The 22,681-nt window shown below is 36.7% G+C and carries 33 protein-coding genes and 1 pseudogene; 14 read left to right on the top strand and 20 right to left on the bottom strand.

Annotated features, from left to right (window positions below; all coding sequences use genetic code 11):
* A partial coding sequence (locus QNJ66_RS05875) for a Calx-beta domain-containing protein (RefSeq protein WP_300503932.1) occupies positions 1 to 265 on the bottom strand: 265 nt, incomplete at its 3' end.
* A 360-nt stretch (positions 266 to 625) separates the two neighbouring features.
* Here QNJ66_RS05875 and QNJ66_RS05870 point away from each other — a divergent pair.
* Both QNJ66_RS05870 and QNJ66_RS05865 read left to right on the top strand, forming a co-directional pair.
* Positions 626 to 1,888 (top strand): glycosyltransferase, encoded by a 1,263-nt coding sequence (locus QNJ66_RS05870; RefSeq protein WP_300503930.1) that lies wholly within the window; start codon positions 626 to 628, stop codon positions 1,886 to 1,888.
* A 19-nt stretch (positions 1,889 to 1,907) separates the two neighbouring features.
* Positions 1,908 to 2,747, top strand: coding sequence for an alpha/beta hydrolase (locus tag QNJ66_RS05865; RefSeq protein WP_300503928.1), 840 nt, complete (start codon positions 1,908 to 1,910; stop codon positions 2,745 to 2,747).
* A gap of 23 nt (positions 2,748 to 2,770) precedes the next feature.
* Here QNJ66_RS05865 and accC read toward each other — a convergent pair whose 3' ends face one another.
* The 3 genes from accC to pgeF form a co-directional block, all read right to left on the bottom strand.
* Positions 2,771 to 4,126 carry an acetyl-CoA carboxylase biotin carboxylase subunit gene (accC, locus tag QNJ66_RS05860; protein WP_300503939.1) on the bottom strand — a complete coding sequence of 452 codons (1,356 nt, stop codon included), beginning with the start codon at positions 4,124 to 4,126 and terminating at the stop codon, positions 2,771 to 2,773.
* 144 nt (positions 4,127 to 4,270) lie between these two features.
* Entirely contained in the window at positions 4,271 to 5,041 is a 771-nt protein-coding gene (locus QNJ66_RS05855) for an MBL fold metallo-hydrolase (RefSeq protein WP_300503926.1), read from the bottom strand.
* Positions 5,042 to 5,088: 47 nt separating this feature from the next.
* Entirely contained in the window at positions 5,089 to 5,886 is a 798-nt protein-coding gene (gene pgeF / locus QNJ66_RS05850; RefSeq protein ID WP_300503924.1) for a peptidoglycan editing factor PgeF, read from the bottom strand.
* 135 nt (positions 5,887 to 6,021) lie between these two features.
* Here pgeF and QNJ66_RS05845 point away from each other — a divergent pair, with 135 nt between their 5' ends.
* A complete protein-coding gene (locus QNJ66_RS05845; protein ID WP_300503937.1) occupies positions 6,022 to 7,179 on the top strand; it encodes a DUF58 domain-containing protein in 1,158 nt (385 codons plus the stop codon).
* 128 nt (positions 7,180 to 7,307) lie between these two features.
* Positions 7,308 to 7,586, top strand: coding sequence for a hypothetical protein (locus QNJ66_RS05840; protein WP_300503922.1), 279 nt, complete (start codon positions 7,308 to 7,310; stop codon positions 7,584 to 7,586).
* Here QNJ66_RS05840 and QNJ66_RS05835 read toward each other — a convergent pair.
* On the bottom strand, positions 7,583 to 8,458 hold the full coding sequence (locus QNJ66_RS05835) for a hypothetical protein (protein ID WP_300503920.1): 876 nt from the start codon (positions 8,456 to 8,458) through the stop codon (positions 7,583 to 7,585). The two genes, QNJ66_RS05840 and QNJ66_RS05835, sit on opposite strands and share 4 nt — an antisense overlap.
* 138 nt (positions 8,459 to 8,596) lie before the next feature.
* Between QNJ66_RS05835 and QNJ66_RS05830 the strand changes: the two genes are divergently transcribed.
* Positions 8,597 to 8,866: a hypothetical protein gene (locus QNJ66_RS05830; protein WP_300503918.1), complete on the top strand. Its 270-nt coding sequence runs from the start codon at positions 8,597 to 8,599 to the stop codon at positions 8,864 to 8,866.
* Positions 8,863 to 9,279, top strand: a complete 417-nt coding sequence (locus tag QNJ66_RS05825) for a PIN domain-containing protein (protein ID WP_300503916.1) — start codon at positions 8,863 to 8,865, stop codon at positions 9,277 to 9,279. Before QNJ66_RS05830 ends, QNJ66_RS05825 begins: the two co-directional genes overlap by 4 nt.
* A 42-nt stretch (positions 9,280 to 9,321) precedes the next feature.
* Here QNJ66_RS05825 and thrS read toward each other — a convergent pair whose 3' ends face one another.
* The 4 genes from thrS to QNJ66_RS05805 all read right to left on the bottom strand — a co-directional run bounded on the left by thrS (position 9,322) and on the right by QNJ66_RS05805 (position 13,682).
* The gene (gene thrS / locus QNJ66_RS05820; RefSeq protein WP_300503914.1) at positions 9,322 to 11,148 is read right to left on the bottom strand and encodes a threonine--tRNA ligase; all 1,827 of its coding nucleotides are present in this window, start codon (positions 11,146 to 11,148) and stop codon (positions 9,322 to 9,324) included.
* A 232-nt stretch (positions 11,149 to 11,380) separates the two neighbouring features.
* Complete coding sequence (locus QNJ66_RS05815) at positions 11,381 to 11,557, bottom strand: hypothetical protein (protein WP_300503912.1); 177 nt, start codon at positions 11,555 to 11,557, stop codon at positions 11,381 to 11,383.
* 306 nt (positions 11,558 to 11,863) lie between these two features.
* Positions 11,864 to 12,916: a hypothetical protein gene (locus QNJ66_RS05810; RefSeq protein ID WP_300503911.1), complete on the bottom strand. Its 1,053-nt coding sequence runs from the start codon at positions 12,914 to 12,916 to the stop codon at positions 11,864 to 11,866.
* A 262-nt stretch (positions 12,917 to 13,178) separates the two neighbouring features.
* The gene (locus QNJ66_RS05805) at positions 13,179 to 13,682 is read right to left on the bottom strand and encodes a hypothetical protein (RefSeq protein ID WP_300503909.1); all 504 of its coding nucleotides are present in this window, start codon (positions 13,680 to 13,682) and stop codon (positions 13,179 to 13,181) included.
* A 119-nt stretch (positions 13,683 to 13,801) separates the two neighbouring features.
* Here QNJ66_RS05805 and QNJ66_RS05800 point away from each other — a divergent pair, with 119 nt between their 5' ends.
* Positions 13,802 to 14,275 (top strand): DUF4079 domain-containing protein, encoded by a 474-nt coding sequence (locus QNJ66_RS05800; RefSeq protein ID WP_300503907.1) that lies wholly within the window; start codon positions 13,802 to 13,804, stop codon positions 14,273 to 14,275.
* 67 nt (positions 14,276 to 14,342) lie between these two features.
* Here the strand turns inward: QNJ66_RS05800 and QNJ66_RS05795 are convergent, their stop codons facing one another.
* The 3 genes from QNJ66_RS05795 to QNJ66_RS05785 form a co-directional block, all read right to left on the bottom strand.
* Positions 14,343 to 14,915, bottom strand: a complete 573-nt coding sequence (locus tag QNJ66_RS05795; RefSeq protein WP_300503905.1) for a DUF2854 domain-containing protein — start codon at positions 14,913 to 14,915, stop codon at positions 14,343 to 14,345.
* Positions 14,916 to 15,410: 495 nt separating this feature from the next.
* Positions 15,411 to 16,226 carry a metallophosphoesterase family protein gene (locus QNJ66_RS05790; protein ID WP_300503903.1) on the bottom strand — a complete coding sequence of 272 codons (816 nt, stop codon included), beginning with the start codon at positions 16,224 to 16,226 and terminating at the stop codon, positions 15,411 to 15,413.
* Entirely contained in the window at positions 16,223 to 16,975 is a 753-nt protein-coding gene (locus QNJ66_RS05785; RefSeq protein WP_300503901.1) for a GTP-binding protein, read from the bottom strand. Before QNJ66_RS05785 ends, QNJ66_RS05790 begins: the two co-directional genes overlap by 4 nt.
* 152 nt (positions 16,976 to 17,127) lie before the next feature.
* Between QNJ66_RS05785 and QNJ66_RS05780 the strand changes: the two genes are divergently transcribed.
* The 4 genes from QNJ66_RS05780 (at position 17,128) to QNJ66_RS05765 (ending at position 18,199) form a co-directional block, all read left to right on the top strand.
* Positions 17,128 to 17,382 carry a type II toxin-antitoxin system prevent-host-death family antitoxin gene (locus QNJ66_RS05780; protein ID WP_300503899.1) on the top strand — a complete coding sequence of 85 codons (255 nt, stop codon included), beginning with the start codon at positions 17,128 to 17,130 and terminating at the stop codon, positions 17,380 to 17,382.
* Positions 17,379 to 17,633, top strand: coding sequence for a Txe/YoeB family addiction module toxin (locus QNJ66_RS05775; protein WP_300503897.1), 255 nt, complete (start codon positions 17,379 to 17,381; stop codon positions 17,631 to 17,633). The genes QNJ66_RS05780 and QNJ66_RS05775 overlap by 4 nt, the downstream gene beginning before the upstream one ends.
* A 148-nt stretch (positions 17,634 to 17,781) precedes the next feature.
* The gene (locus tag QNJ66_RS05770) at positions 17,782 to 17,991 is read left to right on the top strand and encodes a type II toxin-antitoxin system HicA family toxin (RefSeq protein ID WP_300503895.1); all 210 of its coding nucleotides are present in this window, start codon (positions 17,782 to 17,784) and stop codon (positions 17,989 to 17,991) included.
* Complete coding sequence (locus QNJ66_RS05765) at positions 17,981 to 18,199, top strand: type II toxin-antitoxin system HicB family antitoxin (RefSeq protein WP_300503893.1); 219 nt, start codon at positions 17,981 to 17,983, stop codon at positions 18,197 to 18,199. Before QNJ66_RS05770 ends, QNJ66_RS05765 begins: the two co-directional genes overlap by 11 nt.
* A gap of 94 nt (positions 18,200 to 18,293) precedes the next feature.
* Here the strand turns inward: QNJ66_RS05765 and QNJ66_RS05760 are convergent.
* Positions 18,294 to 18,404 (bottom strand): annotated as a pseudogene (locus QNJ66_RS05760) (porphobilinogen synthase); the annotation flags it as partial.
* 50 nt (positions 18,405 to 18,454) lie between these two features.
* Here QNJ66_RS05760 and QNJ66_RS05755 point away from each other — a divergent pair.
* On the top strand, positions 18,455 to 18,688 hold the full coding sequence (locus QNJ66_RS05755; RefSeq protein WP_300503891.1) for a hypothetical protein: 234 nt from the start codon (positions 18,455 to 18,457) through the stop codon (positions 18,686 to 18,688).
* 8 nt (positions 18,689 to 18,696) lie between these two features.
* Positions 18,697 to 19,098: a type II toxin-antitoxin system VapC family toxin gene (locus QNJ66_RS05750; protein WP_300503889.1), complete on the top strand. Its 402-nt coding sequence runs from the start codon at positions 18,697 to 18,699 to the stop codon at positions 19,096 to 19,098.
* A gap of 15 nt (positions 19,099 to 19,113) precedes the next feature.
* Here QNJ66_RS05750 and hemB read toward each other — a convergent pair whose 3' ends face one another.
* On the bottom strand, positions 19,114 to 20,088 hold the full coding sequence (hemB, locus tag QNJ66_RS05745; RefSeq protein ID WP_300503888.1) for a porphobilinogen synthase: 975 nt from the start codon (positions 20,086 to 20,088) through the stop codon (positions 19,114 to 19,116).
* Positions 20,089 to 20,397: 309 nt separating this feature from the next.
* Positions 20,398 to 20,610: a hypothetical protein gene (locus tag QNJ66_RS05740; RefSeq protein ID WP_300503886.1), complete on the bottom strand. Its 213-nt coding sequence runs from the start codon at positions 20,608 to 20,610 to the stop codon at positions 20,398 to 20,400.
* A 45-nt stretch (positions 20,611 to 20,655) separates the two neighbouring features.
* On the opposite strand from QNJ66_RS05740, the gene QNJ66_RS05735 reads away from it, so the two are divergent.
* A complete protein-coding gene (locus tag QNJ66_RS05735; protein ID WP_300503885.1) occupies positions 20,656 to 20,796 on the top strand; it encodes a hypothetical protein in 141 nt (46 codons plus the stop codon).
* Here QNJ66_RS05735 and QNJ66_RS05730 read toward each other — a convergent pair.
* The 5 genes from QNJ66_RS05730 to QNJ66_RS05710 all read right to left on the bottom strand — a co-directional run bounded on the left by QNJ66_RS05730 (position 20,786) and on the right by QNJ66_RS05710 (position 22,660).
* Complete coding sequence (locus QNJ66_RS05730) at positions 20,786 to 21,190, bottom strand: hypothetical protein (protein ID WP_300503883.1); 405 nt, start codon at positions 21,188 to 21,190, stop codon at positions 20,786 to 20,788. The genes QNJ66_RS05735 and QNJ66_RS05730 overlap by 11 nt on opposite strands.
* 3 nt (positions 21,191 to 21,193) lie before the next feature.
* Positions 21,194 to 21,409: a hypothetical protein gene (locus tag QNJ66_RS05725; RefSeq protein ID WP_300503881.1), complete on the bottom strand. Its 216-nt coding sequence runs from the start codon at positions 21,407 to 21,409 to the stop codon at positions 21,194 to 21,196.
* Between the two features lie 23 nt (positions 21,410 to 21,432).
* Positions 21,433 to 21,672, bottom strand: coding sequence for a DUF433 domain-containing protein (locus tag QNJ66_RS05720; protein ID WP_300503879.1), 240 nt, complete (start codon positions 21,670 to 21,672; stop codon positions 21,433 to 21,435).
* A gap of 68 nt (positions 21,673 to 21,740) precedes the next feature.
* Positions 21,741 to 22,265, bottom strand: a complete 525-nt coding sequence (locus tag QNJ66_RS05715; protein WP_300503878.1) for a hypothetical protein — start codon at positions 22,263 to 22,265, stop codon at positions 21,741 to 21,743.
* Between the two features lie 164 nt (positions 22,266 to 22,429).
* Positions 22,430 to 22,660: an addiction module protein gene (locus tag QNJ66_RS05710; protein WP_300503876.1), complete on the bottom strand. Its 231-nt coding sequence runs from the start codon at positions 22,658 to 22,660 to the stop codon at positions 22,430 to 22,432.
* Positions 22,661 to 22,681 lie beyond the last annotated feature (21 nt).

Below are 22,681 nucleotides of genomic sequence, written 5' to 3'. Positions count from 1 at the left end.
CTTCTAGAATACCATCATCAGGAACCTCAATTAAGACGGTTTTCTCCGTTTCTCCATCCATAAAATCAACTAATATATTGGAAAGATAGAAGTCATTAAACTCTTCTGCTGTTCCATTAACCACTTCCAACATAGCTGTGGTATAACCATTAGTATTACCAGAACGAGTCACGGTAACTTCTAATTGATTCATGTAGGGATATTCTTGTTCAGAAGTCACATATTTGGCCTGAGCAAACTCGATGTAACTATTGTTGTTATTCATTGTTATTGTCAAGAAACGTTGTTGTTTTGGATCGCAATTGAAAATTATCAATTCAAAAAGCGAGTTAATATTTCGTTCCTTAAAGATAATCAATAAAAATTTAAGAAATACTTTTTATCGATTATTTAGGAATACATATCCAAAATAACTTTGGTTGTTTTTTTTTATAATCGTAATTTTACGGAAAAATAAAAATCAAAAATACCTAAAAATACTAATTGACAAGATGACTCAAGAAAGGTAAACATTAAGGTCTCGCTCACCGTTTTTTAGGTATGATAGAGGTCTTATACACCTCTAAAGACCATTTTCTCTTAAAATTAGACTATCTCTAACCAGACAAAAACTTCTCTACAAACTATGAAACATATCGGTTTATATTGTGTTAACGAAACGGGTCATCTCAACACCATGCTTCCCCTTGGAAAAGGGTTACAAAAAAAAGGTTATCAGATCACCTTTTTTGGCGTTCCCGATGCAGAAACCAAAATAAAAGCAGCTAACCTTGATTTTTACCCTATTGGTGCAGATATTTTTCCTTTAGGTTCAACAGAAGCTTTATTTAATAAAAAACTTAGTAAACTTAAAGGTATTCCCGCCTTACAATTCACCATCAATTGGTTTTATCAATCTGCCCAAATTTTTCTCGAAGAAGGAGCAAATGCCCTGGAAAAAACAGGAGTAGAAGCATTAATTGTCGATCAACTTAATCCAGAGGGAGGCACAGTGGCTCAATTACTGGATATCCCTTTTATAACTGTTTGTAGTGCCTTACCCTTTAATCAAGAACCCGGAATACCTCCTGTATTTACCCCTTGGCCTTACCATGATTCGTGGTGGGCTAATCTCAGAAATTGGCTTACCTACAAAGTTACTAACCCCTTTGGACAAGCCGGAAAAAAATTGAGACTTAAGTATCGTCAAAAGTGGCAATTAGGAGCAGAAACCTACACAGATTCTCCCCTAGCTATTCTCTGTCACCAACCTGCTGCCCTTGATTTTCCGCGTCAAACCCTCCCACCTCATTTTTACTATACAGGTCCATATCATACGAGTGAGAGTCGTCTTGCAGTTGATTTTCCTTGGCATAAACTTACAGGACAACCCCTAATCTATGCTTCCATGGGAACTTTGCAAAATTGTTTAAGTTATGTTTTCGAGGCGATCGCTGGAGCCTGTCAAGGATTAGATGCTCAATTGGTTATTTCTCTAGGGGGAGGTTCAGAACCGGATTCTTTACCCAATCTTCCGGGAAATCCTCTTGTGGTCAAATATGCTCCTCAGTTGGAACTTGTGCAAAAAGCTGCCCTAACTATTACCCACGCTGGTATGAATACAACTTTAGAGTCCCTAACTTATGGTGTTCCGATGATAGCTATTCCCGTGACCAACGATCAACCGGGTATTGCAGCCAGGATTGCTTGGACAGGGGTGGGAGAGATGATCGCTTTAGATAAGTTGAACTCCGACAATTTACGCCCAATGATTCAGCGCGTTTTAGGGGAAAAACGTTATTATGAAAATGCTAAAAAATTGCAGCAAGCTATTGAGAATTCAGGGGGAATAGATCAAGCTGTTACTATTATTGAACAGGCTATTAAACCAATATCAGGAGTGCAATAAACTAAATAAATAATACTATATGGAAAAACAATTTATTAATCTAGGAAAATATACCGCAGCTTATACCGAAGTCGGGAAAGGGACACCAATAATTTTTTTACATGGTTTTTTCGGTGATGCTTGGACATTACATCCCCTGGTCAAAGAACTTCAGTCTCATTATTCTTGTATTAGTCTAGAAATGTTAGGTTTTGGAGATTCTTCTAAGCCTCAGATTCGTTATCTTGTGGATCATCAAGTAGAATTTTTACAAAATTTCATTAATGTTAAACAAATCGAAGAATTCTTTTTAGTTGGTTTTTCCTATGGTGCATGGGTTTCAGCCGCCTACGCTATTACTTCAGCACAACAGCAATATTCAGCCTCATTAAAGGGAATATCTTTGCTTGCACCAGCAGGAATTAGGGATGATAGTTTTGTCGGTCGCTACGACTATCTCAAACCTTTGTTGTGGAAAACTAAGTTAGTCGATCTGGCCCTTGCTTTAATTGCCCCCATATTTATCCTCAGAGGGCAAAAAAAAGGCTATCAAAGAATTTGTGAAACCCGTCAGGCAATACTAACTCAACCAACAGCAGTTTCTTTTCTCAAAGATAGGTTAAAGATAAGGAATGAAGGTAAAGCTGGAGTTGATACCGTAGAAAACGATATTCACCAGATTGAAGTTCCTACTCTCGTTATTGCTGCTGAGTGCGATTCCCAGATTCCTCGTTGGCATTGTGAAGTATATCGTGACAAGATCCCTAATGCTCAATTATCTATTATACCTAATGGGGATCATGACTTTGTACAAACCCATAGTCAAGAAATTAGTAATCTACTTAAAACTTATTGGTCTGAATTGAGCAATTTGGCCTGATAGTAAAGGCCATTTTTCAGCAATTAATAGGATTTAGGCATTAAATGTTCTACCACAAAATTAGTGTAAACATCCCCTGCCAAAAAAGCGGGGGTTTCTAATACCCGTTTATGGAAATCAATGGTAGTTGGAACACCTGTGATAGCACATTCTCGTAACGCCCGTTTCATGCGCTTAATAGCAGTATTTCTATCGGGACCCCAGACAATTAATTTACCGATCAAAGAGTCATAATAAGGGGGAATTTCATAATCCGTATAAACATGAGAATCCATTCTTACTCCTGGACCACCCGGGGGAAGATAACCGCTAATTTTGCCAGGATGGGGGCGAAAATTGAGATCAGGATCTTCAGCGTTAATACGACATTCAATAGCGTGGCCTTTTAAAGCAATTTGTGATTGTTTGAATTGTAATTTTTCCCCTTGGGCGATGCGAATTTGTTCCGTGATTAAATCTAATCCCGTAATCATTTCCGTCACCGGGTGTTCCACTTGGATACGGGTATTCATTTCCATAAAATAGAATTTACCCTGATTATCCACCAAAAATTCTACCGTTCCGGCACCCACATATTTAATAGATTTAGCAGCTTTAACCGCAGCTTCTCCCATTTTTTTGCGCAGTTGTGGGGTTAAAACAGGACTAGGGGCCTCTTCTAACAACTTTTGGTGACGACGTTGAATAGAACAGTCCCTTTCCCCTAAATGAATCACATTGCCATGACTATCCGCTAATATCTGAAATTCAATGTGACGGGGACGTTCGATAAACTTCTCTAAATAAACCCCGGCATTACCAAAGGCCGCTTCTGCTTCCCCTTGCGCCGCCTGAAAAAGACGAGAAAACTCGCTTTCTTCTCGTACCAGACGCATTCCTCGGCCACCACCACCGGCTGTAGCCTTAATCATCACAGGATAACCGATGTCACGGGCAACGCTTAAAGCTTCTTCTTCAGTTTGTAGGAGTCCCCAACTACCAGGAACCGTGGGAACTCCTGCTTTTTGCATAGTTTTTTTAGCAGTAGATTTGTCCCCCATTGAGCGAATAGACTCAGGAGATGGGCCAATAAAGACGATTTTATGATCCGCACATATTTCAGCAAAACGAGCATTTTCCGCTAAAAACCCGTAACCTGGATGAATCGCGGTGGCATTGCGCGTGAGAGCGGCCGAGATAATATTAGGGATATTGAGATAACTTTTGCCACTGGCAGGGGGACCAATACAGACACTTTCATCAGCCAACTGAACATGAAGGGCTTGACGGTCTATAGTAGAGTGAACCGCAACGGTCCCAATACCCATTTCTTCGCAAGTGTGTAAAATGCGTAAGGCGATCTCTCCGCGATTGGCAATTAGGATTTTGGAAAATTGCATCATTTAATTTGTGCAGAAACAGTCCTATTTAGTAGGATATCTGGTTTTGTGCTTTCAAGTATAGTCCCCAACCTTCCCACACTCCCCACACTCCCCACACTCCCCACCCTTCTCATACTTATCCGAGTAGTTATAGTTGAGAGATTAATTCACAACTTGAGGGTTGAAATTAATCACTTCTCCAGGGTTGGGAGTCATTACCTCCGTTTTCAGGTTATTGTTTTGTAACTGTTGGCGAAACTGGTCGATGCTTCCTTCTTGTCGCAAAACAGAGACTAAGACTCCCTGATATTCGGTGTCTTTGGCATCAGCAGTAGGTAAAACAAATTTAGGTTTTAGGGTTTGACACAATTTTAGGGTGGTTTGTTGACCCTGTAATACAGGGAGAAGGTGTAAAATGCTTATTCCTAACACTGGGGTTAAAATAATGTCCACAGTTCCTTCTTCTGATAACTCGGCACAATGATTACCGTGGGGTTCGTAGTAGAGTTTTTGCTTTTCTTTTAAATCCGTAATAATATAAGCGTTTTCTACTAATTGTGGACCGATCAATGATCCAGGTAAGGCTTTAATTGCGAGGATTTGATCTAGGGTATAGGTTTCTCCATGCTCGAGGGAATGAATATCGGTGTAACCTAACTCTTGAACCACTTTAGCAGCATTAGGAGATGCTACCACAGGAATATTATGATCGAGTTCTTTTAAGGTAGGAATGTGAGCATGATCGTCTAATCCTTGAGATAAAACAATCAGATCAATTTGTTGACCAATATCGTAGGTTTTGCCCTTAACCCCTTTAAATAACCATTCTAAATTGCCAAAAACCAAAGATCCCACTAACCAGGGATCGAGGAGAATTCTTTTTCCTGAGATTTCCATTAACCAGGAGTTGTTATCAAGCCAAGTAAGTTGCATAAAGATTCTATTTATTAATGGTATTGAAACAAAAAACTATATTTATATTATGACGAAATTTTTACAATTCCTGACCATTGCACCTTTTTTTCTTGGCTACGACGATAGGAAAAGAAATGAGATGGGGATTGATAGGTACAATAAGGGGCGATGCTAATTTGTTCGCTTTTGATGCCTAATTGTTCCATTTGTAATTGATTAATACGACGCACATCTAAACGAACTTTTCCTGGTTTGGGATCGGGTAGGATGGGGGGGTTAGAAATCTTGGCTAAGGGGTTTAAAATGCCCTCCAAGCTCTCTATTTTCTCTTTTTGGAACAAACTAGACCCCACTTGTGCTGCCACCTTCTCGGACACCTGATACACCTCTCCACTGATGGCCGGTCCCATAGCAATACGTAAATTTTCCATGGCACTACCCCAAGTTTGTAAACGGGCGATGGCCTCTGGTACAATTCGTTGAGCGGTTCCTCGCCACCCTGCATGAATGGCGGCTATATTGCCGGTGACTTCATCTCCTATCAAAACAGGGGTACAATCGGCACTAGCGACCCAGATAGCTTGTTTTTCCAGGTTGGCAATAATACCATCAGCCGAAGCAAAAGTATCCTCTGTGGCCTCGTTGCTAATCTCACTAGGGGATAAAACACGGTTGCCATGAACCTGTTTAACACGGTATGTATCAGCTTCAGGATCAAGAATTTTACTTAAGTCTTTAGGGGTTCCCGGATAGAACGGTTGCGTAAAAAAACCGTGGGGCCAAGCTTGTAGTAGGGAACAGGTTAAATAGGGTAACCCTTCTACAGACTGCCATTGCCAACTTTGGGTTAAGCGATCTCTCATTGTTAAGTGATTTTAATTTATCGAGAAACATAGGGGGATTCACCGATGCCTCAACTTCTAGCTTAGCAAGATACTGTTAGATATTAGCAAGTTTTTAGTTGGTGCGAAACAATCACTATTGGTGCATAAATTATGATGATAAGTAAGAGAAAACCGAACCTCACAGACTGGTTAGAAACCCATTGGACAACTCCTGCTTTTAGTGGTTGGTTATTAGCAGTCTTGGCTCTCTGTTTCTTTGGTGCTGCTACTAATACTATGGCAGGATGGTTATATGTTTTAAGTGGGACTATTCTCGCTTTATTAATTTTAGGGGCTATTCTTTCGGTGCGATCGCTGTCTAAAATACGAGTTCGTCGCCATCCCCTTAACCCGGTTAGTGCTGGGGAGGATCTCACTATCGAAGTTATTGTTGAAAATAAGTCAAAATCTCCCAAAAGTTTATTGCAACTATGGGATCTTGTCCCTATGGTTATGGATAAACCACAAAATACTGCTGTTGAAACCATTATCCCCCAAGGGGAACACCATTGGACTTATTACCTGAAAACTGAACGCAGAGGGATCTATCATTGGCATGATCTCGAGTTACGCAGTGGTTCACCTTTGGGACTATTTTGGTGTCGTCGCAGTCAGGATGTTCCGGCCAAAGCAGTGGTTTATCCGCAAATTTTACAGTTAAATCATTGTCCTCTCATCGATACTATTGGACAAGAGGAAAGCGAGAACCAACAAAGCGATCGCAGTTTTCAAGGGGCAAATGAAGGGGTAACAAAAGCCCTCCGTCCTTACCGTTATGGTGATCCTATGCGTATGATTCACTGGCGTACCAGTGCCAAATATGACGAGTTTCAGGTACGGGAGTTAGAAGTGATTACTGGGGGGGAAGATATTATTATTTGTTTGGATAGTGCTTCTTCTTGGTTAGAGGATAACTTTGAAGAGGCGGTTATTGCGGCAGCTTCTTTATATTTTTATGCCACTCGCGCCCAATTAAATGTTAAATTATGGACAGCTAAAACGGGACTTATTCATGGTAATAGAAGTGTATTAGAAACCTTAGCTGGTGTTAATCAAGAAGAGGAAGATAGAAAACATGAATTACCAACATTACCTTTAATTTGGCTCACAGAAAATACTGCTACCCTGGATAAGTTACCATCGGGAAGTCGTTGGCTTTTATTCCCCCAAGAAGAGGTTAAAATTCCTAGTTTTATCGGTAAAATTTTAAGGGGTTTAGTCATTAATTCTGACACATCTTTACAAACTCAATTACAAAAAATTCCACAGTAAGTTAGAAACCATATCCCTACAAATAAAGTAGGGTGGGCAATGCCCACCCAAACCCTTAAAAATTGCTATTATTATGTATGATAAACTCAACTTTTGTAAATCTATAGATTATCAAATTAAATAAAATCATGAATAATAAAACATTTGAAGTAGAAATTAAAGACGGTATTTTAGTTATTCCTCCAGAAATTCAAGATTATGTACGTCAATGTCAAGGAAACACTAAAGTATCTATCACCATTATATCATCTTCAGATAATTCTGATGATATAACAGAAAAAGAGAGACAAAAAGCTAAAGCAATTTTACAAAGGTCAAAAAAACACGCTCAATCTAATATTTCTAAATCAGTTGATGAATTGTGGAGTGATTTTAATAAAGTAAAAGGTATAATTTCTTTGAGCTAATTATGAGGATTTATTTTGTCTATAAATTCTGGTAACTTTTTAGCCATTTCTCCAACTTCGGAACTTATCAATGTTCTCATTAAATTTTCAGAGATGAAAATAGGATCTTTCATTTTACTAACAATATTATTCATAAAATCAGTAGCAAATTGCAAAAATTTTGATTTGTTCTCTTTTATGACTTCTTCATTATCATCTAATTGACTCCACCAATAATAATTAGAAATAATTTGTTTCTCAATATCATCTTTACTAAAGGAATAAATGTTATCAAGTATTTGTTTTATCTCTAAGATATTTTTAGTTATTTTAGACTTAATATATTCTTGAAGATTAGATTTTTGAATATTTTCAAGTAAATCACTTATAGTCTCTTGATATTCTCTAAGTTCATCTTCTGTTATTTCATGCTTAGGATAACGGCTTTCAATTTTTCTCAAAATTGAAATATAGAGTTCTATCATTTCTAATGGTGTTGTATAACTATTATTATCTTGTTCTTTCCGAACATTTTGATAGGTGGTAAATTTTTTATATAGTCCATGATGAACAGTTTCTTGAAATAAGTTTCTGATTTTTGTAAGATCGTCAACTATCCCATCTTCATTAATTTTATTAACCTCCAAATAATTAATATATTCCTGTAAAATTTTGATGCAACTCATAATTTGCGTAGTAGGATCTAAAAAAATTTTAATTTCATTATCTTGACGAATATTTTGTAAATAATGCAAAACACGAATATTTCTTTTACCTGAAATATTATATCTTTTTTGTAAAGCGGCTAAAACTGATTCACTATTATGTTTTTTGATTATTTCTAAAGTTTCTCGAACAAAAGAAATTTGATTTTTTGGTTTTTGATTAGTCATAGTTGTACCTCTATATTTATGAGTAATTATTTTATCAAAGTAGGTTTGCATTACCCACCGAAACCCTTAAAAGTTGCTATAATTATATATGATAAACTAAATTTATGTAAATTTATACACTAGAAAATAAAAAAAATCATGAATAGTCAAACATTTGAAGTAGAAATTAAAGACGGTATTTTAGTTATTCCTCCAGAAATTCAAAATTATATACGTAAATGTCAAGGAAACACTAAAGTATCTATTACCATTACATCATCTTCAGATAATTCTGATGATCTAAAAGAAAAGTGGGAAAGATGGTTTGATGAGGTAGAGAAGATTGAGTTATCACCTTCTCCTAAAAAGAATGATCAGTATGGAGATTTATTAATTGAAAAGTATAAAAATCAAGGTTTAATTTTATGATTTTATGTGATACAGCCCCTTTATTTAGCTTAGTTGATAAGTCTCAACCTCGTCATCAATCAGTGAAAATATTTATTAAAAATAATCCCTCTACTCTGATAACAACCTGGGCTTGTTTTACTGAAGCAATGTATCTTTGTCTAATGCGTGGAGGATGGTTTATGCAAAATCAATTAGGTCAATTACTCGTACAAAAAATAATTAAATTATACCCAATCGATGAAAAATATCATCCTCGCTTATTATTTCTGATGGAAAAGTATAAAGATCGTCCGATGGATTTAGCTGATGCGACTTTAGTATTGACGGCTGAACAAATTAGAATTAATAACATTTTGACATTTGATTCTGATTTCTTTTTTTATCGGATTAATGACACTCAAAATTTTAATGTTATTAATCTAGAAAACTAAATTATTTTTTAAAAAGTAGGTGGGCAATGCCCACCCAAACCGCTAAAAATTGCTATGATTAGTGATAGCATCGCTTAACTTTTCTATCACCTCATCAACGGCCATTGTTCCCAACTCACCAGATGCACGAGTGCGAATACTTAAGGCATTTTCTTCAATTTCTTTTGCCCCGACAACTGCCATAACAGGAATCTTTTGTTTCTCCCCATTACGAATCATTTTACCCAGTCTTTCTCCTGATGTATCAGCTTCGGCACGAATACCTAAACTTTGCATTTTTCGGGCGACATTTTTAACATAGTCTAACTGCACATCACTAACCGGTAAAAGACGTACTTGAATAGGTGCTAACCACAGGGGAAAATCACCCGCATACTCTTCGATTAAAATGCCAATTAAACGCTCTAAAGACCCAAAAGGTGCGCGGTGAATCATAACAGGACGTTCACGGTTGCCCTCCTCTCCCACATATTCTAACTCGAATCTTTCGGGGAGGTTATAGTCAACTTGCACAGTTCCCAGTTGCCATTCTCTTTCTAAAGCATCTCGGAAAATAAAGTCTAATTTTGGACCATAAAAAGCTGCTTCTCCTTCTGCTTCAAAATAGTCCATTTCCAAAGTTTGAACAGCCCGACGAATAGCATTTTGTGCCTTTTCCCAAGCTTCATTGGAACCAATATATTTATCAGAATTGGGATCTCGAAAACTCAATCTTGCTTTAAAATTCTTCAGTTGTAAACTTCTAAATACAGAAAGAATTAAATCCACAACATTGATAAATTCATCGTCTAATTGATCCGGAGTCACAAACAAATGAGAATCATCAACAGTAAAACCACGAACACGGGTTAAACCCCCTAACTCTCCTGATTGTTCATAACGATAAACTGTGCCAAATTCTGCTAATCTCATGGGTAAATCACGATAAGATCGTAACTCACTTTTATAAATTTGGATATGAAACGGACAATTCATCGGTTTCAGAACAAACCCCATTTCTGAAGTTTTTGCTTCCTCATTTTCCGCCATCATGGGAAACATATCTTCCTTGTAATTTTGCCAGTGACCCGAAATTTTAAACAAGTCAACCCGTCCAATATGAGGAGTCGTCACAGGAAGATAACCCCGTTTCAGTTGTTCTTGCTTCAAAAAGTCCTCTAAGGTTGACCGGATAATAGTTCCTTTAGGAGTCCACAGGGGTAAACCAGGGCCCACGGGGTCGGAAAAGATAAATAACCCCAACTCTTTACCTAACTTACGATGATCACGCTTTAACGCTTCTTCCTTGCGTCGTTTATACTCCGCTAACTGTTCAGGAGTTTCCCAGGCAGTCCCATAGATGCGTTGCAGTTGCGCTTTAGTTTCATCACCTCGCCAATATGCACCGGCTACAGATTCGATGTCAAACGCTTTGGGGTGTAAGTCTCCAGTGGTTTCTACATGGGGACCGGCGCAAAGATCCCACCATTGATCCCCTAAATGATAGAGGGTGATGGGTGGTTCTAAACCTTCCAGGATTTCCAGTTTATAGGGTTCTTTTAGCTCAGTAATGCGTTTTTTGGCTTCTTCGGGGGAAACTTCTTCAAGGACGACAGGATACTTCTTTTTGATGATTTTGATCATCTCTTTTTTAATCGCTTTTAAGTCTTTGTCCGTGAAGGGTTCTGGTACATCGAAGTCGTAGTAAAATCCGGTTTCTGTCCAAGGACCGATGGTTACTTGCGCTTTGGGAAACAATTTTTGCACGGCCATGGCCATCACATGGGAGGTGGTGTGACGAATACGCTTGAGTTTATCAGATTCGCTGGTTCGGGGTAGTTTGATGGGTTGTTGTTCTGATACTTCGGGTGATGCTGCTTGTTTAACCATTCACGTTTATAAAATAACTCTTTATCTAGTTTATTGTGTCTAAGGAAATGGAGTGTGTGGGGGGTGTGGGGAGTGTGGGGAGTGTGGGGAGTGTGGGAGGGTTGGGAAGTGTGGGGAGTTAAACGTAATTTTTTCGTTAGCGATCGCCTCTATTTTGAGAACTTTTACTAATGCGCAACAGTTATAAACCTGATTTTTCTGATAGCGATCGCCTCTATTTTGAGAACTTTTACTAATGCGCAACAGTTAAACATCTGATTTTTTTGTTAGCGATCGCCTCTATTTTGAGAACCGTTACTAATGCGCAACAGTTGAAAACCTGATTTTTCTGATAGCGATCGCATTTATTTTCGGAACCGTTACTAATGCGCAACAGTTGAAAACCTGATTTTTTTGTTGGCGATCGCATTTATTTTCGGAACCATTACTAATGCGCAACAGTTAAACATCTGATTTTTTGTTAGCGATCGCCTCTATTTTGAGAACTCGTACTAAAGCGCAACAGTTAATAACCTAATTTTTCTGATAGCGATCGCCTCTATTTTCGGAACCGTTACTAAAGCGCAACAGTTGAACATCTGATTTTTGGTTAGCGATCGCCTTTATTTTCGGAACTCGTACTAAAGCGCAACAGTTGAAAACCTGATTTTTTTCTAGCTATGACTTGTCTTTACCAGAACTTTTTATAAATTTTCTGGATTTTAAATTATTGTAATTAAATAAGACAAGTATCTTGTTCCCAAGGATAAGGCAGAGTTGTTTTTACTATGACAGGATGATCTGATATTGTCGTAAATAGTTTAATTTCTATATCTACATCATAATTAGCACTTTTTTTTAAATCAAATGGAAGTAAACAAGCTGATAAAGTTACCATTCCTGGGCCATTAATAATCATTTCATTTGCTGAACATTTCATCGTCAAATTTTGTATAACTATGCCGTCAATGCAAGGATATTTTCTACCTCCTTTAGACTCAATACTCATACTATTAGAATCAATATTTTGTTCCTTATTTAACTTTTGAATAGAAGCAGTGCCTTGAAAACGATGAAACGGAATAGCAAATATACTTTCATATTTAGGTGTAATGTATAACTCAAATTCTACACTTATAACATCTACCATATTGTCTACATTATAGTTACCATACTGATCTTTTTTATTTTTCCCTGCTCTCTTGATTTTAATTTCTTTGTTGACTATCTCAATATCAGGTAACTTTTCTATAGGAGAAAGTAATAAAATTAAATCGGAACGACGCGCTGATCTAGTTCTACTTTCTTCTCTCCAAGGAACCTCACAGAAATTTGAATCTTTTTGATTTTTAACAACAAAAGGACTGCGATCTGTTTCAAACCCTAATGCTAAAATAACTTTTTCATCTATGGGTACATTAACAATCGTTAATTTAGGAGCAAGTTCGATAAAATATTTTTGAATATAAGGATACCAATTAGCAAACTCAATATTATTATTAAATCCTGGTATTTTATTCGTTTCTGATTTTTCATTAATACCAATTAACCATAATATATCTTCTCCTCTTGCTGCATTAGCGTGTCCAGCAATACGCCGCGCAATTTCAGAAAGTTCTTTCTTAGCTTTAGCATTTTCTTCGTTAATTTTAGGATCATTTTTCCGATTTTTTTTTGGAAGTTCGGGTAATTCTGTTTTAAATTCTACTAAATCATCCTCATTAGTTTTACCAGATTTAACCAGATCAATAACATTTAATGCCCAGATTTCTAGTCGTTTTGCATTCATATTAATATCTATCTATGTATTCTTGTTTATAAAAGCTTTTAAACTTTTTAAATATTATTCCTGAACCTTATAAGCATCAGCTTATGTCCCAAGAAAGGGTATTTCTTTATTATGGACACAAGCTAATCTTATAAATAGCCCTATAAATAATGAAAAGTTCTTTATTAATGGATAATTAATTCAGTTGACAATCTCTAGTTTAAATAATTCAACTAATTAATTTTTCATTGTCCATTATCCATTATCCATTATCCATTGTTCATTATTTAACTTTAGATAAACCCTTGAGATCGAACTTTTCTAACCAAGCTTGACGATCGCTCTCAGAAAAAGCAGGATCACGGGACAAAACCTTCACTTGAAAGCGATCGCCCACTAAAACAGCAGTGCCGGTTTTGCCTTGAGAAACAGCAGGATAACCCTTAATATTTTGGGTACTTTTCTCAAATTTTTTGACAGCACTGGGATTATTAAGAGTATCGGAAATAGCTAATACTGCCACCTCTTTACCGTCTTTTTTCAACTTAGCTTCAGCAAAACCTTTTTTCTCTTGACTATAAACACGGTCATATCCGCCACCAGAAGGGGGGAAAAACTTATTAAAACTGCCTCCAGACTCTGATTCTCGGACAACCGCACTACTACCCCTCCCAGAGCTTTCTTGTTGCGCTTGCTCAAACCGAGATGGGGCCTGAGTAGCACAGGATGTTAATAGAAGGAGACTGAGAGAAAAAACAACAATAACTTGACGCATTTTGAGCAGCATTTTAAGATAACTCCTAAAAATTTTGTTTCACCTTCTGATTGTGTCAAACCACTTGATGGTATACAATTGATGTTAAGTTAAGTTTTGTAACTATTCTTAAATTCTGTAAGGAAACACTTATGTCTATAAATATTCCAGAACCAATCAAAGTCTGGTCACAATTTGGCCATCCTATTCTTATGTGGTCTTTATTTGGCCTCACTATTTATGCTCTATATTTAGGGCTTCAATGGCGACGAATTCGCTTTGCTGATAAAGATATCAAAAAAGAATTAGTAAAAAAAGATTTTCGCAATCGACACTATCAAATAGGTTCGGTCGTCTTAAGTTTAATGGTATTAGGTAACATTGGCGGTATGGCTGTTACTTATATCAACAACGGTAAATTATTCGTTGGTCCTCATTTATTAATTGGTTTAGCCATGACTGGTTTAATTGCTGTTTCTGCTTCTCTTTCTCCTTTGATGCAGAAAGGCAATGAATTAGCCCGTTATACTCACATTACCCTCAATATTGCCATTGTTGGTTTATTTGGTTGGCAAGCAATTAGTGGTATGGAAATTGTACAAAAAATTCTGGAAAGAATGTCCTAAATAAACTGTAAAAAATTAAATAATTGGTAAAGGTAACAGGAGATAAAATAATCCTGTTACCTTTATTTTATGTTTCTTGATTTTTATCTAATTTAACTTCTACGGTAATTAAAAAAACATCAATTTCATTATCTTCTTTAGGATCAATTTTTACGGTGATACCTGGTCCAAAAAACTTGGCAATTTTTTCCTTTTTATCCTGCCAAGTTTCCAAGGTAATAAAGGGGGATTCAAATTCTAAGATTAACCCATAATTCCCCTCAATATTTTCCTCACGAATAGCCACTAATACCGGTCGATCTTCATCAGAAGGACTCAACCCTAATCTTTCTAGGGAATCATCGAGATGAGCTTCTTGTCCATAACGATAACGGGTGACATCTTTACGAATTTGATTTTGGGTTGGGGTCGCTTTTTCCTCTCTTAAGGCGATAATTTCTGGAGATGTGCTTTGACTATAAGGAATGGGTTTTAATTCGGCGGCCTTAAGAGCGAGTCCCCCCAATAAAATGGGGACACCATAGAAAAATCCTGCTAAGTTGAGGGTAGGATTGTCCACAGCATAGGCCACAAAGCCAATAATGGTTAAAATTCCTCCGACTGTCAATCCGACTCGTGCTAATGAAAGTTTACGTAACATATAATTCCTGTGTTAAGCGATCGCTTTTAAATTTTATCAGTATTTAGTTAAGGGCAAAAGCGACGCACATAAGTATATATATCAATTTTGTGTACTGCCATAGTTTTTAATTTGTACCTCTTGCAAAAATAGTTTTATTTTTTGATGTTCCGATCTTAATTTTCACAACTAATTGAGGAAAACTAAGAGTAAAATAAATTAGGTTGAAAACATTGTGAATAGCACTTTTAAATTGATATTTTAGGGGCAATAACTGGATGAACGTTCAAAAATTACTGATTTTGAAGAGGTGGTTAAACTGTTTAGAGTAGGAATGACCACTGACCAACCTACCATGCCAAACATTTCTAAGTTTCTATTAGAATAAGAGAAAAAGGTTTTCAAATCTGAGATAATTATCTATAGTTTAGAGATAATTTCTAATCACTTGGACTACATAAGTTTATATTGTAGGGGTCAACGGCCGTTGACCCCTAGTTTAGGAAATTCGTATTATTAACGTTCGCAAACATGAGTTGGATCGTCGGCTTTTTCAGCAAATTCTAAGCCTCTAGCCAAACGCCAAGCAAAAATCGGTGGTAAACCTGCATCTAAAATAGCTTTACAGGTTATTTTATAGTCATACTCCACTTCTCGTAAGTCTACCTCTTGTGTCTCAGTATCATAGATAACATAGGTAGCATTAGGACGACCATGACGGGGTTCCCCTACGGAACCAACATTGATAATACGTTTGAGAGGAGTATTAAAACTAACAGTAGGTTGTTCCTTTTTATCAGGTTGATGAACGCTTACCTGTAATTGTCCAGCATCTAGGGTACGAACGTAGGGAACATGGGTATGTCCGCAAAATAATATCTCTGCATCACTAGCAAGGACTCTTTCTAAAGCAGTAAAAGCATCCATTTCCGGTAACAAATATTCGTGGTTGCTATGAGGACTACCATGTGCGAAACAGAGATTACCTTCCTTATAAGTATGGGGGAGTTGGGCTAAATATTCCACAACTTCTGGATGCACGTGCTTATTTGTCCATTCGTGGGCGATTACACCTCTTTTTTCCGCTAACAGAGAAGGATAACTACACTCACAGGAGTTAAGTCCCTCCACAATATCTTCATCCCAACAACCTTGTACAGTGGGAATATCTAAAGAACGAATTTGTGCGGTTACTGCATTGGGAAAAGGACCATAACCCACTAAATCCCCAAGACAATAAATCTTTTCCGCTTTTTGTTGATCAATATCTAGTAAAACAGCATCTAAAGCTTCATAGTTACCATGAATATCGGATATTACTGCTATTTTCATACGACTTCTACCTCTAATTCAGTTCCTAAAGATTCTTTGACTTGTTGTTGATAATAATTAATAGCGTCTTCGGGAACGCAGCAATCTCGGACAGTCTGAACAATTTCAGCCTTATCTAAATTACTACCCACTATTTCAAAACCACTAAAACGATCTGGCCTACCATCTAACCAACGGGGTAAATCTAAGGGTTTAAATTCTATTTCCGATTTTTCTGATGTAAAGTCACCATAATAACTTTGTCCGTCTGCTAAATCAAAAATTCCCTTGGCCCGAACTACCTCACCGTAAGCACCTTGGGTAAGCTCCAGCCAAAAAGTAGCTAAACTATCAAAATCTAGGATTTCTCCCGTCAAAACGCCCCTATGAATCTGTAAAGCTGTGGTTGGGTTAATGATGTTAGTTCCTGGAATAATTTCGTCTGCCCAACTCTTTAATTCTGTACTATCTGTATCATCTGGAATGATAGCGACTCGATGAGAATTAACAGTTTGCAGTAAAGATTCAATTCCTGCTAAATCCAAATACCAGGGAATTTCAACATAAGTGATGGTATCACTTAATGCTGCTTCTTCTCCTGTTTGATAAAGCTTCAATTGAGGATATTCACTTTGCAGATAAATTGCATCAATTGGTATAGAATCGGTTTGGGGACTAAAATAGCCCATAGGTTCATTTTTTTTGGCTATTTGTTGATGAATCCAGTGGGTTTTGCCCGCACCTGGGGGACTAGCAACAGCAATAATCATAACGAGAATTTTTGATAACGGTTATCATTATATCTAAAAATTAGAATAGTCTTGTTAGAGAATTAAAACTAAAGCGATCGCTTTAATCTTTCCATTACTAAATTTCGCTTAGTATATGTACAATGATATGTACATACAGCAACTACTTAACTATGGATACTGTTAACTATACAGAATTTAGACAAAAGCTGGCTGGATATCTCAACAAAATTGAAGTAGAGCGCACTCCGTTAATCGTTACTAGGCAAAATGCACCCTCGGTAGTAGTAATGAGCTTAGATGATTTTAAAGCTTACGAGGCAACTTTCCATCTATTGTCTAGTAAAAATAATGCAGATAGATTAAATGATGCGATCGATGAACTTCGTTCTGGAGGTGGAACAGAACGGGAATTAATAGAGGAATGAAGCTAACATTTGCGCAAACAGCCTGGGATGATTATTTGTATTGGCAACGGACAGATAAAAAAATTCTCAAACGCATCAATACTTTGATCAAAGATATTAAACGAAATCCTTATTCAGGAATTGGCGATCCCGAACCACTTAAATATAATTGGTCAGGTTTTTGGTCGAGAAGAATTACTAAAGAACATCGTTTAGTTTATGTAGTAGAAAAAGATGCAATATTGATCGCTCAGTGTCGATTTCATTATTAAAATTATGAGCGATATACGATCAACCATGACCAGTATAAACCTTAACGATTTAAGTAAAGATAATTGCCATCGCCTACAACAAAGAGCAGTAATTCATGGGCGATCGCTATAATATATTGAAGTTAGATAAGTTTAGGAAATCAGCAATTTGCCTAAGAAAATTCGTGAGTTAAAAGCAATGTTGTTGAAGGCAGGATTTGAGCTAGTGCCAAAACGAGGTAAAGGCAGTCATGCCATATATCAATATCCAGGGACTACAATAAGAGTAAACTTACCTGGAAAAGATGGATCTGATGCTAAAGCATATTCAGAAAAACAGGTAAAACAAGCCATTGAAAGAGCCAAAAATGAATCATAAGTATCAAATCACAATTGTTTGGAGTCAAGAAGATGAATGTTATTTAGCTTATCTTCCCGATTTCGCTGATGAAATTATGCAGCCTGTAACTCATGGAGATACTTATCAATCGGCTTTGCAAAATGGTTTGGATGTAATGGAAGAATTAATTTTACAGTTTCGAGCAGAAAATAAATCATTGCCAGTGGTTAAGCTGGTTTCAACTTAATTTGATCGAATAGCAATCGCTTTGCACTCCTCATACCTTTATTTGCTGATGCCAGAATTATTACATCATTGCTCGATCAATTGTAATTCACTGACTACTGCAACATCAAAGCGACTTGTTTGGCAAAATAAGTCAAAATCAAATCTGTCACTGCCCGTTTTATACTCGTATGAGTTGTTAAAATTGTTTGCCTCTCATTAAGCCAGCATCAACTAAAGAAGTAAAATAATATTTACTCTCAATATACGATCAACCATGGCCAGTATAAACCTTGACGATTTAAGTAAAGATAATTGCGATCGCCTAAAGCAAAGAGCAGCAATTCATGGGCAATCGCTCGAATCAGAACTAGATTCAATTTTAACCATCGTGTTTGAACAAAAAACCGCAGACAATTCTCTTAAAGAGTTACTTCTTGCTATGCCTGATGTGGGCGAAGATGAGGATTTTAACCGTGTTAGAGACAATTATAGAGAAATTTCACTGTAACCAAATATTTGCTTGATACAAATGTTATCTCCGAACTACGGAAGAAAAATCGCTGTAATTTAGGCGTTAGAAATTGGTACACAACTATTGACGAACAAGAAATTTATTTGAGTGTGCTAGTAATTGGCGAACTTCGTTGTGGTGTTGAATTGATTAGAAGACGTGATCCTGATGCCGCGTCAAATTTGGATGTCTGGCTCAAAAAAATCATTCGAGAATACAGCGATCGGATTTTTCCCATAACCCAAGAAATTGCCGAAACATGGGGGAAAATGAATGTACCTGACCCTATCTCTACTGTAGACGGGCTACTTGCAGCCACAGCCAAGGTACATAATTGTATTTTCGTGACGCGGAACACTAAGGATATTATGCGATGCGATGTTCTTTACTACAATCCTTTTGTATAAAGAGCGAAATTATCCCTACTGCAACATCAAAGCGACTTGTTTGGCAAAATAAGTCAAAATTAAGTCTGCCCCTGCCCGTTTCATACTGGTAAGAGTTTCCAAAATGATTTTCTTTTCATCAATCCAACCTTTTTCCGCAGCAGCTTTAACCATTGCATATTCACCACTGACGTTATAAGCAGCAACAGGTAAGTTGGTATATTCTTTGATGCGACAAATAATATCGAGATAAGCTAAAGCTGGTTTAACCATAACAATATCCGCACCTTCAGCAATATCCAAAGCCACTTCTTTAATCGCTTCTCGACTATTAGCCGGGTTCATTTGATAGGTTTGTTTGTCCCCAAATTGAGGGGCAGATTCTAACGCATCGCGGAAAGGTCCATAATAAGCTGAGGCGTATTTTGCCGAATAAGCCAGGATTCCTACATCAAAATAACCAGCAGCATCTAAACCTTGACGAATCGCCCCTATTCTACCATCCATCATATCGGAAGGGGCTACTATGTCTGCTCCTGCTTCTGCTTGGGAGACTGCTTGTTTGACTAATACTTCTACTGTTTCGTCGTTGAGAATTTCACCGTCTTTAACTATGCCATCATGACCATAGCTAGAAAAAGGATCAAGTGCTACATCAGTAATGACAATAATTTCAGGAATTTCTTGTTTAATGGCTTTGATAGTACGCTGTACTAAACCATCAGGGTTATAGCTTTCTGTTCCTGCGTTATCTTTTTTGTCAGTAGCAATGAGGGGAAAAAGTGCGATCGCATTGATTCCTAAGTTAGCAGCATCAGCTATTTCTTTGAGTAGTAAATCGAGGGTATAACGATAAATTCCGGGCATAGAAGGGATTTCTTCTTGTTGGTTTTCTCCTTCCATGACAAACACGGGATAAATCAAGTCATTAACCGTTAATTGGGTTTCTCGTACTAACGAACGTAGAGCTTCAGTACGACGTAAACGACGGGGACGATGTAATTGAACCATAATTTTACAAAAAAAGAGCTTTAGAGAAATCGGAAATGGATGCAATTAATATGACTATAATTATCATACAATGATTTTGATTATTATTAAGTAGTCAAACATATTTAAAGTTAATTGTCAGAAAAAGTAACAGAGAAAGGGGAACAGGCAACAGATAAGGGTTGCAGATTTATTAATATTTCTTAATATAGTGGTATCTATTTATGTCCGACTACTTATTATTTTTTTTGTATGGCGATCGCTAATTTCTTTAATTTTGTTTTTTCTTCTTTTCAAAACAGATCAGATACAAGAAAATTAAATTTAATATTATATAAAATCTCCTATTAATTGTTTTAATTCGTCAATACTTGAACAAAAGTTTAATTCCCCCTGTTGCTCTTCGCTGATGCTTTTTCGATAATTGTTATATATTTCTTCTCTTCGCTCTTCACGCAGATATTGAGTTAATAAAGCTTGGATTTCCTGCTTTTCTTCTACTGAAAGGTTTTTAATTGTTTCTACTACATCACTAAAGCTCATAATTTGGTTGTTATATCTTTGATTTTTTTAGATTATATCTTGGTTATGGTATTTCTTGATTTGATTATCAATGAACCTTATACGATCGCCTTTTTTACTGCTTTAAAATTACGGGCGATCGCATTATGTATTTACTTGGTAAATCTCAGAGGGAAAATAATCAACACTCATCATACTAAGACTTAGGGTTAACTTCAAACTCTAACTTAGAGCGATAAAAACAAACATCAAATTCAAGAAAGAAATTGGTCTGACCTAAAATCAAAGGTAAATTAGGCCGATTTGTCCAGGCAAATACCAATCTAGTAGAAGGAAAATCTGCAATTTTGACCATTGCCGAAACAGGTATTGCTGATTGATTGCTTAAATTGCCTGCTAATTGAATAACAGCTTGATTATTATCCCAAACCTCACCCAATTGAATACCAAATTGATAAGGTAAGACATTAACTGTTGCTCCACTATCTACTAAACCATTTGTTTGAATACTTAGATTATTTTTATGTAAAGTAATTGGTATTCTGGGTAAACTATCGAATTCGTTTTGATTTGGACTGTTAGTTGAATACTTAAATCTCATACTTTATTGGCAATTTTCCTCAGATTCATTTAAGGCTTCTATTAAAACATCACCAACCCCAAAATTATCGTATGGCGTTGGTAGCTCGTAGGTTTTAAAAGGTTCTAAAGGAGCAATATTGTCAGCTACATCTAAATCTTCTGCCAAAATGCGGATTAGTTTTAGTTTTTCTGTTGCAGATAGTTGTCTAATAGCAGGAAGTACATCAGCAAGTGTCATGGGTATATGTTTGCGTAATTGACTTATTTATAGTTTAGGAGATCGTACCATGTATTTGCTTGACCAACTTTCAGGCGATCGTAAGCAATACAAGCTTTTAAGTCTTCTCGTGTCAGATCGGGAAAATCATCGAGAATTTCTGCTTCAGTCATATCAGAAGCTAAGTATTCAAGAACTTCATATACTGTAATTCGCAAACCCCGTACACAAGGCTTCCCACCGCGTTTATTCGCTTCAACTGTGATGTAGTTTCTATAGTTCATAATTAAAATTATTCGCATTTTTGATTCATTAGGCAATGCAGCTAATATACAAATAATAAGCCGTTTCGCTAATTAGCTGGTGGATTTTGGTAATCATGTATTGTTCTCATTAAATTTCTAGAATAAAAAATAGCAATCACCATTAAAAATAAAATTAAAAGTGATATTGCTGCACCTCCATTACCTAGAATATGCAATTTATCATACAAAATAAGAAAGACTGATATTGCAAATGCAATGATTCCTATCATATATGCCCACCATATTTGATATATCGTGCTTTGAGGGATTGCGTTGGGGTTTCCATTAGGCTTTACTGAAATAGCAAGAACGCCTGAACCAAATGTTACGAATAACTCCAATATAATGGTTATTGCAGATAAGATAAGATATAGCGTAGAAAATATTCCTAGTTTATTGATTGAGCTTAATTCTTGCATCATTATTGCAAATGAGAAACCAGTAATAAGTGCTGACTGAGTTCCTATTTGATTTAAGGCATCGTCAACCTTTATTTCAAAATCCGTCTTATGCAAAAATATATTTAACGGTTTTTTGAGCAAAGCCAACCATGTCTTTCCTTTTGATGCCATTTTTTGTTCCCCGCTACTATGAGGTCATTTACACAAAAGCCCTAACTATTTATTATTCAGTATATTTGTAGGTGACATCAAGAAAACGTCTGGATATCATAGCCAATAATCATGGTATACAGCATCAGCATATTCTGTCAGTGCTTCAGGATGAAATACATACTTCACGGCTCAATCATACCTCTAACTTGAGCCAACGCCTGATCTCCTGGAATTACTTGCACAGAACCATCCCGAACTTCATCCCGTCGCTTTTTGGCTTCAGTTATCCAAATTGACTGAATTGTTGAATCGGTATCAAATTCTAAGCTTTCTACCAATTTGTCTGCAAGAATTACCCTTGAAGCATTAGGCAAGGATAATATTTCCTCTGTTAGTTGCTCAATTGACCGCATAGTTTCCCCATAAAAAGATAA

Source organism: Crocosphaera sp. (assembly GCF_030064895.1).
In the GTDB taxonomy this organism is placed as follows: domain Bacteria; phylum Cyanobacteriota; class Cyanobacteriia; order Cyanobacteriales; family Microcystaceae; genus Crocosphaera.
Note: the sequence above shows the minus strand (reverse complement) of the source record. Positions and strands in the feature narration are given on the sequence as shown.

Excerpts from the sequence above, each read along its gene's own strand:
- accC (WP_300503939.1), bottom strand. The coding sequence starts at position 4,126 with ATGCAATTTTCCAAAATCCTAATTGCCAATCGCGGAGAGATCGCCTTA.
- QNJ66_RS05785 (WP_300503901.1), bottom strand. The coding sequence starts at position 16,975 with ATGATTATTGCTGTTGCTAGTCCCCCAGGTGCGGGCAAAACCCACTGG.
- QNJ66_RS05810 (WP_300503911.1), bottom strand. The coding sequence starts at position 12,916 with ATGAATGCAAAACGACTAGAAATCTGGGCATTAAATGTTATTGATCTG.
- QNJ66_RS05730 (WP_300503883.1), bottom strand. The coding sequence starts at position 21,190 with ATGAGATTTAAGTATTCAACTAACAGTCCAAATCAAAACGAATTCGAT.
- QNJ66_RS05725 (WP_300503881.1), bottom strand. The coding sequence starts at position 21,409 with ATGACACTTGCTGATGTACTTCCTGCTATTAGACAACTATCTGCAACA.
- thrS (WP_300503914.1), bottom strand. The coding sequence starts at position 11,148 with ATGGTTAAACAAGCAGCATCACCCGAAGTATCAGAACAACAACCCATC.
- QNJ66_RS05870 (WP_300503930.1), top strand. The coding sequence starts at position 626 with ATGAAACATATCGGTTTATATTGTGTTAACGAAACGGGTCATCTCAAC.
- QNJ66_RS05835 (WP_300503920.1), bottom strand. The coding sequence starts at position 8,458 with ATGACTAATCAAAAACCAAAAAATCAAATTTCTTTTGTTCGAGAAACT.
- QNJ66_RS05845 (WP_300503937.1), top strand. The coding sequence starts at position 6,022 with ATGATAAGTAAGAGAAAACCGAACCTCACAGACTGGTTAGAAACCCAT.
- QNJ66_RS05865 (WP_300503928.1), top strand. The coding sequence starts at position 1,908 with ATGGAAAAACAATTTATTAATCTAGGAAAATATACCGCAGCTTATACC.
- QNJ66_RS05800 (WP_300503907.1), top strand. The coding sequence starts at position 13,802 with ATGTCTATAAATATTCCAGAACCAATCAAAGTCTGGTCACAATTTGGC.
- pgeF (WP_300503924.1), bottom strand. The coding sequence starts at position 5,886 with ATGAGAGATCGCTTAACCCAAAGTTGGCAATGGCAGTCTGTAGAAGGG.
- QNJ66_RS05805 (WP_300503909.1), bottom strand. The coding sequence starts at position 13,682 with ATGCTGCTCAAAATGCGTCAAGTTATTGTTGTTTTTTCTCTCAGTCTC.
- QNJ66_RS05775 (WP_300503897.1), top strand. The coding sequence starts at position 17,379 with ATGAAGCTAACATTTGCGCAAACAGCCTGGGATGATTATTTGTATTGG.
- QNJ66_RS05825 (WP_300503916.1), top strand. The coding sequence starts at position 8,863 with ATGATTTTATGTGATACAGCCCCTTTATTTAGCTTAGTTGATAAGTCT.
- QNJ66_RS05735 (WP_300503885.1), top strand. The coding sequence starts at position 20,656 with ATGGTATTTCTTGATTTGATTATCAATGAACCTTATACGATCGCCTTT.
- QNJ66_RS05715 (WP_300503878.1), bottom strand. The coding sequence starts at position 22,265 with ATGGCATCAAAAGGAAAGACATGGTTGGCTTTGCTCAAAAAACCGTTA.
- QNJ66_RS05740 (WP_300503886.1), bottom strand. The coding sequence starts at position 20,610 with ATGAGCTTTAGTGATGTAGTAGAAACAATTAAAAACCTTTCAGTAGAA.
- QNJ66_RS05815 (WP_300503912.1), bottom strand. The coding sequence starts at position 11,557 with ATGCGATCGCCAACAAAAAAATCAGGTTTTCAACTGTTGCGCATTAGT.
- QNJ66_RS05855 (WP_300503926.1), bottom strand. The coding sequence starts at position 5,041 with ATGCAACTTACTTGGCTTGATAACAACTCCTGGTTAATGGAAATCTCA.
- QNJ66_RS05840 (WP_300503922.1), top strand. The coding sequence starts at position 7,308 with ATGAATAATAAAACATTTGAAGTAGAAATTAAAGACGGTATTTTAGTT.
- QNJ66_RS05720 (WP_300503879.1), bottom strand. The coding sequence starts at position 21,672 with ATGAACTATAGAAACTACATCACAGTTGAAGCGAATAAACGCGGTGGG.
- QNJ66_RS05755 (WP_300503891.1), top strand. The coding sequence starts at position 18,455 with ATGGCCAGTATAAACCTTGACGATTTAAGTAAAGATAATTGCGATCGC.
- QNJ66_RS05780 (WP_300503899.1), top strand. The coding sequence starts at position 17,128 with ATGGATACTGTTAACTATACAGAATTTAGACAAAAGCTGGCTGGATAT.
- QNJ66_RS05765 (WP_300503893.1), top strand. The coding sequence starts at position 17,981 with ATGAATCATAAGTATCAAATCACAATTGTTTGGAGTCAAGAAGATGAA.
- QNJ66_RS05795 (WP_300503905.1), bottom strand. The coding sequence starts at position 14,915 with ATGTTACGTAAACTTTCATTAGCACGAGTCGGATTGACAGTCGGAGGA.
- QNJ66_RS05710 (WP_300503876.1), bottom strand. The coding sequence starts at position 22,660 with ATGCGGTCAATTGAGCAACTAACAGAGGAAATATTATCCTTGCCTAAT.
- QNJ66_RS05790 (WP_300503903.1), bottom strand. The coding sequence starts at position 16,226 with ATGAAAATAGCAGTAATATCCGATATTCATGGTAACTATGAAGCTTTA.
- QNJ66_RS05830 (WP_300503918.1), top strand. The coding sequence starts at position 8,597 with ATGAATAGTCAAACATTTGAAGTAGAAATTAAAGACGGTATTTTAGTT.
- hemB (WP_300503888.1), bottom strand. The coding sequence starts at position 20,088 with ATGGTTCAATTACATCGTCCCCGTCGTTTACGTCGTACTGAAGCTCTA.